6 protein-coding genes and 1 pseudogene are annotated in these 11,389 nt (G+C 43.6%); 1 reads left to right on the forward strand and 6 read right to left on the reverse strand.

Annotated features, from left to right (window positions below; all coding sequences use genetic code 11):
- Positions 1-150: 150 nt before the first annotated feature.
- Positions 151-3,234: a mechanosensitive ion channel domain-containing protein gene (locus Vt282_RS19845; RefSeq protein WP_232055249.1), complete on the forward strand. Its 3,084-nt coding sequence runs from the start codon at positions 151-153 to the stop codon at positions 3,232-3,234.
- Positions 3,235-3,272: 38 nt separating this feature from the next.
- Here Vt282_RS19845 and Vt282_RS19850 read toward each other — a convergent pair whose 3' ends face one another.
- From Vt282_RS19850 to Vt282_RS19875, 6 genes and pseudogenes are all read right to left on the reverse strand, one after another.
- Positions 3,273-4,322, reverse strand: a complete 1,050-nt coding sequence (locus tag Vt282_RS19850; RefSeq protein ID WP_162048613.1) for an alcohol dehydrogenase family protein — start codon at positions 4,320-4,322, stop codon at positions 3,273-3,275.
- Between the two features lie 315 nt (positions 4,323-4,637).
- Positions 4,638-6,334: pseudogene (locus Vt282_RS19855) on the reverse strand (ATP-binding SpoIIE family protein phosphatase).
- Positions 6,335-6,343: 9 nt separating this feature from the next.
- Complete coding sequence (locus Vt282_RS19860) at positions 6,344-6,643, reverse strand: STAS domain-containing protein (RefSeq protein WP_162048614.1); 300 nt, start codon at positions 6,641-6,643, stop codon at positions 6,344-6,346.
- A 377-nt stretch (positions 6,644-7,020) separates the two neighbouring features.
- The gene (locus Vt282_RS19865) at positions 7,021-9,027 is read right to left on the reverse strand and encodes a tRNA(Met) cytidine acetyltransferase TmcA (RefSeq protein ID WP_162064512.1); all 2,007 of its coding nucleotides are present in this window, start codon (positions 9,025-9,027) and stop codon (positions 7,021-7,023) included.
- Between the two features lie 165 nt (positions 9,028-9,192).
- Entirely contained in the window at positions 9,193-10,164 is a 972-nt protein-coding gene (locus Vt282_RS19870) for a ParB/RepB/Spo0J family partition protein (RefSeq protein ID WP_162064513.1), read from the reverse strand.
- Positions 10,165-10,171: 7 nt separating this feature from the next.
- Complete coding sequence (locus Vt282_RS19875) at positions 10,172-11,389, reverse strand: ParA family protein (RefSeq protein ID WP_162064514.1); 1,218 nt, start codon at positions 11,387-11,389, stop codon at positions 10,172-10,174.

Raw genomic sequence — 11,389 nt, forward strand, 5'->3', positions numbered from 1 at the left:
ATTCTCATTCTCTTCGCCATTGGGTTTGTATTTTTTACACTCCCCACGATGGCTCAACCACTGCCCGATGTCGCAACAATACAAGCTAACATTGACCAGCTGAATAGCGAATCCCCAAAAAACGAAACGTTGATCAACCAGTACACAAACTTGTTAACGCAAGTACAGCAGTTCGATCCTCTAGAAAAGCAACGTGACGATTACCGCAAGATCATTACTCAATTTCCAACTTTGCGTGAACGATTAGAAAATCAGATTAATGGCGTAGCGCAATTGGATCTCTTCAAAACTCAAGACTTACGGGGTTATAACGATCTTTCTCAAGCGATAGCTTCGTTACAAGCCGCGCTTAGTGAATGGCGTACCAATGCCCAAGCGAATAACGATCAGGCGGGCAAACTTAGTCAAGAACGCACCTCTTTGCCAACTCAACAAGCACAATTAGATAAACAAATCGAGCAAGCGCTGCTGGTTAAAGCTGATCAAGGTGACCAAATCGACACGTGGTTAGAGAGCGCCAAGCTCAAGCTGCTTAAATTGCAAAAAGAAATGGTGTCCGCACAACTGCAAAGTTTGGATGAGCGCACTGAGTTGCTTAAGCTCGAACAGCAGCTCTTGGATCAAAAAATCCAAACCGCCACTCCTCTACTGGCGGATCTTCAAAAGCGGCTCACTCAAGTAGAACAACAATCCGTTCGCGCCTTGATCGCCGAAGCGCTCGATCTTAGCCAACGATCTTCCGTTGATACGCCTAAACAACAAGCGCAAGTCGAACAGTTGCGTCAATATGCCACTGAACTGGAACAAGTGCTGGATCAAATCGATCAAACACGTGAAGAAACACAAACAACTGACGCTAAGCGCCGCAGTCTCATCGAAGAGCAGCAACTGATAAAACAGAACCTAACCTGGTTACGTGATAGCACCGCCTTTGGTGAATCCATTCGCGCTCAGTTGCAACGGCTACCAAACACTAGCGATAAAAGTACGGTGCCGGATACCATTGCCAAAACACATATTCGCAAATACGAGATTAACCAACTTCTAGCAAAAGCCACAGGAAACAATACAGGGACAACAAAGAATAAAGAAACTGAGCAAATTCAAACCATTAGCCAGCAACTTTTGACCCAATTATCACAAGATTACGAGAAACTGCTTGTTGCGCTGGGCAAACTACAACTGGCATTGAGTCAATACGATATTCAAGTTCAAGACGCGCGATCTTTTTTAAAAGAGCAGCAATTATGGACACGCAGTAATGTGCCACTCTGGCAACATCTCACTGACTTTAGCTATAAGGTCTGGTTTGGCTCTGATGCTCCAGTCAAAGAAACGCTGGAACGCCTTTCGCACCACAAGGCCAAAATAGCCCTACCAGCGGTGATCATATATTCTCTATTATTCTATTGGTTGTATCATAAACTCACCGCACATTCACGCCTATTACGCGATCGATTCAAGAAGGTATTTGGGCATCCAATCAAAGATCGTTTCAAAAACAGTATCATTCTTCTGATATCGACGTTTGTTCGCGCTGTGATCTTTCCGCTCTGGTACGTCATCACCGCCCTATTGTTGTTCTGGCTACTGCCTTCTGATAATCATATCGAATATCGCACGTTGATCATCGCCAGTTGCGTTGCTCTGTTTGTGGTTGAATTTGGTCATACGATCAGCAGCGATTGCGGTCTACTTGAGTTGCATCTCAACTGGCCCAAGCATTTGTGCCAATACTTACATCAGAAAAGTAAGCAGATTCGTTGGCCGCTCTGTCTATTTTTGTTCTCCATTTTTACCATTGAGTTAATCGCACAAAATAGCGAAGCAGAATCTTCGAGAATTTGCTTTCTACTCTTTATCATAGGCCTCAGTTACGCCTACAAGGCGCTTCTAAGGCCAGAACGTATACCATCGACCCTTCCTAGTACCATTGGGCAAGGATTCGGCCTGGTGCTTCTCAAGGGGCTTATTTTTGGCTCGATGTTAGCGATATTCATCATGGCTATCTTAGGGCTCTATATTGCTTCATGGATCCTACTTATTTACCAACAACTCACCATCCTCGTCGTTCTCGGGATTCTATTCGTATACCAACTCGCTGAGCGCTGGCTCAAGCTTGAACATCGCCAACTCAGTTATCAACGCTTGCTTGCACGCAGAGAGGAATTGATAGCCCAACAAAACAAATTAGCGGAAGAGCCGCCCGAAATTGCGGAACTGCGCGAAGATTTCCCTGATGTGGAAGACCAAGGCATTGCCTCAGAACAAATCAGTGAACAGTCACTCACATTACTCAAAGGACTTTCATTGATTGGGCTGGTGGTCGCGATTCTTACGTTATGGTCAAGCGCACTAGAGATGACAACCTGGCTCAACAAAGTTGTGGTGTGGCAAGTGAGTGAAACCATTAGTGGTGCAAACACGTTAGTCGACGTTACCTTGCAATCACTGATTTACGCATTGATTACTTTGCTGGTCACTATTGTTGGTGTTCGCAACTTACCAGGCATTTTAGAATTGTTGGTACTGCGTCGCTTAGAACTCTCTCCAGGAACGGGTTACGCTGTCACAACTTTGTTGCGATATTTGATATTAATGACCGGTTTACTCAGCGCTTTCTCTATTCTTGGGTTTCAATGGTCTCGCTTACAATGGTTAGTTGCAGCGTTCGGGGTCGGACTCGGATTCGGCTTACAAGAGATTTTCGCCAATTTTATTTCTGGGCTGATTTTGCTTTTTGAACGCCCAATACGTATTGGTGATATCGTCACGATTGATGATTTATCTGGAACAGTGAGCAAAATCGAAACGCGCGCAACCACCATCATCGATTGGGACAACAAAGAGATTGTGGTGCCGAATAAAACCTTTATCACGCAAAAGTTGATTAACTGGTCTCTGAGCGATTCGATAACCCGTATCGTGATTCCGATCGGTGTCGCCTATGGTTCAGATGTCGAGAAAACCGAAGATCTACTTTATGAGGCCGCACAAGCCCACCCACTAGTGTTAAATGAGCCGCCACCTTCAGTTTATTTTCTCGCCTTTGGTGCCAGCAGTTTAGACTTTGAATTACGCATTCACATTAATTCGATAGACCACCGCCTTTCAACCATTCATCTGATCAACAAAAAAATCGATGAATTGTTTAAGCAAAATGGTATCGAAATAGCCTTTCCACAAATGGATGTTCATGTTCGAGATTGGCCAAATGGAACCGCACCGGATTAATGCGGTTCCTAATTTTTGCGGACTATTGATCGGGAAATTTATTGCGGAATCTCTAATACGATTTTACCCACATGGCTTTTTTGCTCAAAAGCATGCTGGGCTTGATTGATCTGCTGTAATGGAAAAACTTCTGCAACCAAAGGTTTGATAGCACCTTGTTCGATACGTTTTACTAAATTTGCAAACACTTGTGGCTCTAACACAGTGCAGCCAAACAAGCTCAAATCTTTCAGATACAACGTACGTACATCAAGTTCAACCATCGCACCGCCAATCGCTCCTGAGACTGCATAGCGCCCTTTAGGCTTAAGTACTTCTAACAATATTGGCCATTGAGGGCCAGCAACCAAATCAATCACAACATCGACGCTGTTTTTGCCAAGCTGATGACCTAAATCTGCACTGCGCTCGACCACTTCATCCGCGCCAATTGATCTCAGTAATTCCATTTTTGATTCACTGGTTTGAGCAATCACTTTTGCGCCACGCGCTTTTGCTAATTGTACTGCAGCGGAGCCAACGCCCCCAGATGCACCAGTCACCAACACCGTGTCTTTGTCCGTCACATTGGCACGAGTCAGCATATTTTCAGCGGTTGAATATGAACAAGGAAAAGTCGCCAACTCAGTTGCTGTCAACGACGTTTGAATAGGATACGCATGTTGCTCTGAGACTAACGTAAATTGGGCAAAACCACCGTTACATTCAGAGCCGAAATACCATGGATTTTCAAGCGGCTCACCATTGACGAACTGCAAGCTCGGTTCAATCAATACACGCTCACCAATGCGCTTTGGATTCACTTGCTCGCCGACAGCGACAATAATGCCACACACATCTGCGCCTTGAATTAGTGGCAACTCCAGCGCCTTGCCTGACCAACTCGCGTCTTCACTGTCATTGTTACCTTTTGAATACCAGGCTGTGCGAGTGTTGATATCCGTGTTGTTCACACCGGCTGCCAATACTTGAACAAGTACTTCATAGGATTTAGGTGTTGGGACGACGATATCTTCTCTGTAACGCAACATATCCGGGCCACCATGGCCAATGAGTTCTACCCCTTTCATGATCTTAGGAATATTCATGATTCACTCTCCTTAATTTGTGCCCCTCATACCTTCGCATTATGCCGTGTCAGCATCAATCTTTTTTACAAACGAATGTAGGGAACTAGAAAGCCACGACCACACGTTTTTTCTGCAAACTCAGACCACCGATAGAGCTTGAGCTCAGGATTTGAAATGCCATGCGAATATGCACACCCAGCGCTGTTTATTTAATATCGTATTGAACCTTAACTTTACAGTGTAAATTCAAAATAAGGGCGCACAAGATAACCAAGCAAGTAGCGAACCCTTACGCTTCATTGCTTGGTTTAACGAAATGCTTGGCTAAAAGAATTAATTTGAGGTTGGAAAACGATGAGCGTCATCAAAGCGATAAACAGCAGTAACCTGTTTACCTTGTTTGGAATACTCTAATGATTCACAGAGTTCAGTGGCGAGAACAATACCTCTGCCATACGTAGTGGCGTCGGATTTGGTCTTTGGATAATTTCGATAATCAAAACCAACCCCGTTATGCTCGACAATCATCGTTAGGCTATGGTCGCTAGGTTGATAATTTATCTTTAGTGTAATCCACGCATCTGTATTCAACTCAACTAAGAGTTCTTCACGACGCTTGTAGTACAAAAAGAATCCCTCAGGTTGCTCTTTGATCTTGCTATCCATTTCTAACAAACCATGATCAATCGCGTTCGTCAGCAATTCAGATAATACCGAACAAATGAGATCGAGGTGAGGTCCGCCTAATACAATACCGGAAAGATAAGCCCGCACGTTATTCATTAACGGCGTAGACTTGATGACATTGGAATCGAAGCTAAGACAAGATTCGACAGGTATAGCTGTCAATTTTTGCTCCCCACCAAGATCACACAACCCTTTCTTACTTGAGATTGGAATTCCATCGAGATTATCGACAAATCGTCATCAACGTTCTTATTGGCAAATTCCCGCACCGATTGATACAAACCAGGAATGGAAAATCGTCCAGATTGCAGAGCTTGCTCCAAACGCTCTGGACCGAAATGCTCGCCTTGTTGATTCGCCGCTTCTATCACACCATCGGTATAGGCAATTAGCCTTTGCTGCGGGGCAAGTTTTAAATGGACTAGATTCGATTCAAACTGTTTGCTCGAAAGCACGCCCAATGGCATATGTCTCGATTCCAGTTTTCTTGCGATACTTCCATCTGGATTGAGAATATACGCATCGGGCAATCCGCCCCCCCACCACGACACTTCAAACCCGCTTGCTCGAATCTCAAAGATACTTGCTGCGAGCATCATGCCGGTTGGTAAAAATCGATGCAGTACCTCATTCATCTCGCTTGCTATCTCACCGAGCGATAATCCTTTTGAAGCCATCGAAAAGAATGCTCGCGTCGCTGGTATCGCAGATATTGCCGCTGGCAAACCGTGACCCGTTGCGTCTGCTATAAGCACATAGACGCCGCCGTGAGGCCGATTCGCTACAACAATCAAATCCCCATTAAATATGGTTGAGGGCGTAGATATGTAATCAATGCCAAAAACATGGCTCACTTGATCACTCATCTCCTGTTTTAAATTGGAGAATATCGATTCGGCAATCGCGTAGTCATAACGGACTTGTTCATGAAACAGGCTCAGCTCATCACGCTGTGCCATAACTTCGTTATGCATAGTGACAATTCGGTAGTGTGCTTGAACCTTCGCGAGTAATACGCTGCTCTCTACTGGCTTTAATACAAAGTCATCCCCTAGAGCTAGGCAACGTTCAAATGAATCAAAGTCATCAAGTACGGTTAAAAAGATAATCGCTATATGTTGGTCCGGGAATGATGTCCGTATTTGCTGCGCCGTGGTAAATCCATTTTGCTCAGGCATCATTACGTCTAGAAGAACTAAATCCGGTAAGCTTTCCATTTCACGCATTGCATCGACAATACCGACCCCAGTGGCAAATGTATCGATGCGCGAACTGACGTGGTTGAGCATGATACGACAAAGCTCGCGATTAGTGGCTTGATCGTCGACTATCATTATTCGCATTGGAACACCTTACTCAATAGTAAATTTTCTATCGAAACGGGAAATGGTGAGTACCTTCCGTACTTGGGGTAAAGTGTTGGTAAGTCGAATCGCACCATCTTGATGATCAAGGTAGTTTTGCATGTTTATCAAAATCCCTAATCCAGCACTATCAATATAATCGACTTTGCGTAAATCAATCGTAAAACTGTAATCTCTCTTGTCCGAGTAGCAACGTTTAAAGTCGTGGATAAGATTGAATCCGAAAGCGCCATTGACAAATATCGTCACTTGCTTTGAAACTGTGTCGACTTCACTTTTTACAAGCATCCGCCATCCCCCGCTAATAATAAAAGCCACCATTCTAAGCGGCTTATTAATTCGGTTTACACTAACTAAAGTTGCTTACAAGCTATTTAGAAACAATCATCGATATTCGACTGAAGTTGCCATGCTACGGATGAGAGGCAAATAAGTGAAAACCTAACCAACATCTATTTTGTTCTTGTTTTGAGTTTAGGAAGAAATACCTATTAAGCAAATGTTCAATAGCGGATGGTAGATGGTAGATGGTAGATAAATTTTTCTGCACGCAAAATGCAGGGTCTAGTTATTTGTTAGGTTTACAGTGTAAATCGATACATTGATAGATTTACACTGTAAATGAACTTCGGCTAAATACTCATACTATGGTTTTACACTGTAAATCATGCTTTGCACGCTGAAGGCAGAGATTCAAGTTGCTGACGAAGTTGCGCCTCGACTTGTTTACGTCCCGGCAAAGAAAGTTCTTCAGCGCACTGTTGCCAATCCCAAAGTTGCAATACTCGGCGAATCAATAGCGTTTTGTTTTTATCAATATGGCTGGTTAACACGGCGGCTTCAATCAGCGGAGCAATATTCTCGAAACTGCTTCCCCCGTTAGCGTACGCATTTAGACGGGTCCGTTGTAAACAACTAAGGGATGCTTTAACTTTTGGCAACGCAGCAAGCAAGTCAACAATCAAATTTGCGTCGAGCTCAACAAAACACTCTTTAAGTTGATAGGTAAAATCTTGTGCCATAGAAATGACGGCTTCTTCTATCCAAGCCTGCTCCCCTTTCACCATGATTAACGAATGGGTGCCACTCGACTGATCACGAGAAGTACCGAGGCGGAGGGGACGGAAACCATTTGCCAACCAAAAGTGAAGTAATTCGCCTGTTACGCCAAAACTTGTCGACAGATAATCGTAACGACTAAGCACAGACAACTCACTCAAGATTCGACTACCAATCCCTTGATTTTGTAATTGTGGGTGCACAGCAATACGCATGACACGTAAACTGGATGCCATTCCTGGTTGAGAGTCAGCTAAAATAGAACAAAGCGACGACGCAACTAAGTGTCCTTTAGGTCGACGTCTTCCCAGCATAATATCTTCACTTAATGACTGTTCGAAACCACCCTCTTCTACTGCCACAATACAAGCAATACACTGTTCTTCGAAAAATGACGCAAATAGCTTCACACTTGAATCACTGAGCAGCAGCATCAAATCGTTAGGCGTTGTTTGATAATGAGCATTCACGAGTAACGCAAAACACTGCGCCAACAATTGAGGCTGAGTAAACAAGCTTTCTTTGTCGATTTCCGCTAAAGGAGCAAACGCGGTTGGAAGAACCTCAAACGGTTGTAATTCATAATCCAACAAAAATGTCTTAAATTGCCACTGCTCCAACGGATCGTTATCTGCCCAACGAATTGGCGATGTGATGTGTTCAAAACGGCTATTAGGACGATGTTGATTAAGCCACGATTGAAACTTCAAGGTAAATCCACGTCCACATCCTTCATAACCGTGGACCGTCGTAGCAAAAACAGCGCGATGAAAGCGTTCAACCATATTAATCAGCATGGGTAATGGAATCGCAGCAGCTTCATCGACCAACAACAAATCGCACTCCGGTTTTTGTCGCAACAATTCATCTGGTGCGACAAACTCAATGCTCGATTGCTGCCAAATGAGCCCAGTTCGGTTTTTCGTAGCTTGTGGTAACAAACGTTTCGCGTGTTCAAATAACGGGGCTATGTTGTGAATGGTTGGTGCAGTGACCACAATAAGTATGTTACGCGACGCCATTAATTGAGCGGCCGCGATACCGAGAGCACTGGTTTTGCCTCTTCCTCGGTCGGCAGTTAAAACTAAAGGTCGACGACGATGCCCTGTCACGACTTTATGCACCAATTCGATCGCTTGCGCTTGTTGCGAATAAGGGTCTTCGTGCGCAACTTGAACATCAAACGATGTCGATGATGGTATCTTTGCATGTTGCTCCAACACCACCAACTCTGTGAGCGCACGTAACAACCATTGTGCACCAAAATCACCCCCCAGTTTTTCGCTGTGAGTAAAGACCGCAAGGCCACCACCGCATAAAGTACCTAATACCGAAGTTATACTATTCGCATCAAAACCAGCACTCAAATCAATGATCAAAAGCTGACATTCATGACCAAGTAACTTCTGTCCTTTTCCCATTGGACAAAATTGAGTAACAAATGGCAGTTCTTCTCCCCCAAGTTGAAAACTTGAGCCTTCAATGGTACTAGCCGCTAAGGAACAAAACTCGGTTTGCCATTGATTGTCACCTTGCAAACAGACACCAAAACGATGACGGTTGGCCTTGGCTAACGACAATAATTGATTTAAATAGTGCTTATAATCTTGCATACAGTGATAAAACGCTTGGATTGAACTGACTTGATTTAGACTTAGTATACTTGCTTATGAGTACTGCGAATAACTCTGATTTCAATGTCACTCGCACTAACTAATTCGATACCAAATTGCGGACATAAAAAAAGCCGCATAAAGCGGCTTTTAGTAAAATGCGATTTATTGAAGTTTACCTTCGATAAAGTTCAATAGCTCTTGCATGGTTGCATCATCAATCTTTTTGAGATTAAGAGTTAAATTACTGCCTTTACGAGCGTAACTTACACGACCTTTTATCAAATCAACTTTGTTGTTTGGGGTACGTTTGCTTGGCGCTAATTCTTCAATCCAAGCCTCAATCATTTCTGAAACATCTTTAGTGATACGCGCAACACCTTGAGCTTCACTACGTTGCCAAACAAAACCATTGTCATCGTGACACTTACCAAGCAATTGTTTGCGGTCAGCATGGGTCAACTGACTAAATTGCTTGTGCAGCTTGACAATCGTTGGGCGACCTAAATCTGCTACATTTGGATAAGCTTGTAATAATTCTAGCGGTAAATCTGCCGCTTTTAGCGCACCACTTACTAGCGCTTCACTGCACTGGAACATTTTCGCTAACGCTTTTTGATCTTCCGCTTCACCGCTTGCTAGCTTTGCTTGCATCTCTTTACCTTTCTCGTACAGCGATAGCGGCTTGTGCGCATTCGCCACATCAGAAAGGAATTTCGCATGTTCAGAATTGATGTTTTGACCAACATAAACCAAGAATGGTTTACCCGCCAAAATACACGACATACGACGACGGCTACCATCAAGAACTTCGATTTTACCATCTTCACGTAGACGACCTACTGCTGGGTATTGCTGACCACGCTCACGAAGTGTCGTCAATACATCTGACAATGCGTGCTCATTTAAGAACGATTGTTCACGAGCATTTTCGGCAAACACGACGGTTTGGCTTTCCACTTTATCAGCGTCAATCTGAGTCAGTTTGAACTCAACCATCTCTTCTCCAGCAACCGACAGTTCAATCACTTGAGCCTGCTCTTTTGCCGCTTGTTGCGCTTCTTGAGGTGTGGTTGCGATGCGTTTGTTGCTCTTTCCAAACAATCTCGCATTCAAATCTGAGGTTTTAATTGCCATGAGTTAATTACCCTTGGTTTAGTGAATTCCAATGACTATGTAGTACGCGTTCTAACTCTAGCGCACTTTTTTGTACCGCATCTTGTGCAGTTGCAAGCGTCTTTTTACCGCCTTCAAAGTCATTGGTTGTTAAATCAAATACAGTGCTGTACGTATCGGCACACGTTTCAAATGCGCGGCTACGTGGAATCGTTGCCATCATCACTTGATCGCCCAACAGATAGTTCATTTCAGTCAACACTGAAACTTGCTTTTTGTTGTCATCTTCAAACATGGTTGGCATTAAACGCACGAACTCTAACCCTTTCCAATCATCTGGGAACATCTCATAGACTGTTGGTAAATGTTGGAAAAAGTTAACCGTTGATGCCCAGTCTAGACGCTTAGCTGCACATGGAATAAGGAGTGCATTTGATGCATACATCGCGTTCCAAACCAATGGATCAACGTGTGGACCTGTATCAATCATGATGACATCGAAATCATCAGCAATCTTATCAATCAGCTTTTCTTTAAGCAGTTTTACAATATCTAACGACTGGTTTTGTGATAGATTTTGCCATGCTTCCGCGTTAAACATCGCATCTTCAGGGAATGCCGATACTGTTTTTAAGTTTGGATACTGTGTTGGTAGCAACACATTTTTATGCAGGAATTCATTGGTAATCTCGACCCCTTCCGGCACGTTTTCTAGCATGACATCAACCGCTGAATAAATATTATCATGATCAGTTAAGCTGATTTGCGGATTCAAAAATAGACGTAATGAACCTTGTGGATCCAAGTCGATAAGACAAATACGATAGCGCTTATCAAGGTTTAGCGCCAAACAAGCAGCCAAATGCACCGCAGTCATAGATTTACCCGTACCACCCTTTTGGTTCTGTACATTGATAATCCATGGTTTGTTTTCACCATTCTTTTTGCGTTCATGGAATTTAGCAACACCTGCCGCATCCATTAGCATGTGTGCTTCTTGAAGAGAAATCGAATAGTGATTGGCGTTGTTTTTAGTAAATTGGTGCCCGTCTGCTTCTAACTTACTAATTGCATCATCTAATTTACGACGAGTTAGACCAGAACGAGTTTCCATTAATGCTTTTGACATTGGTGGGAAATGGTCGTCACTTCGCTCTTCCAATACAATCTCAATGCGATCGGCTTGTACCTGAGCCGTCTGTTCTGCTAGCTGAATGAGATTCTCAATTGTTTGTTCTCTTTTCAT

The organism is Vibrio taketomensis (assembly GCF_009938165.1).
Classification (GTDB): Bacteria; Pseudomonadota; Gammaproteobacteria; order Enterobacterales; family Vibrionaceae; genus Vibrio; species Vibrio taketomensis.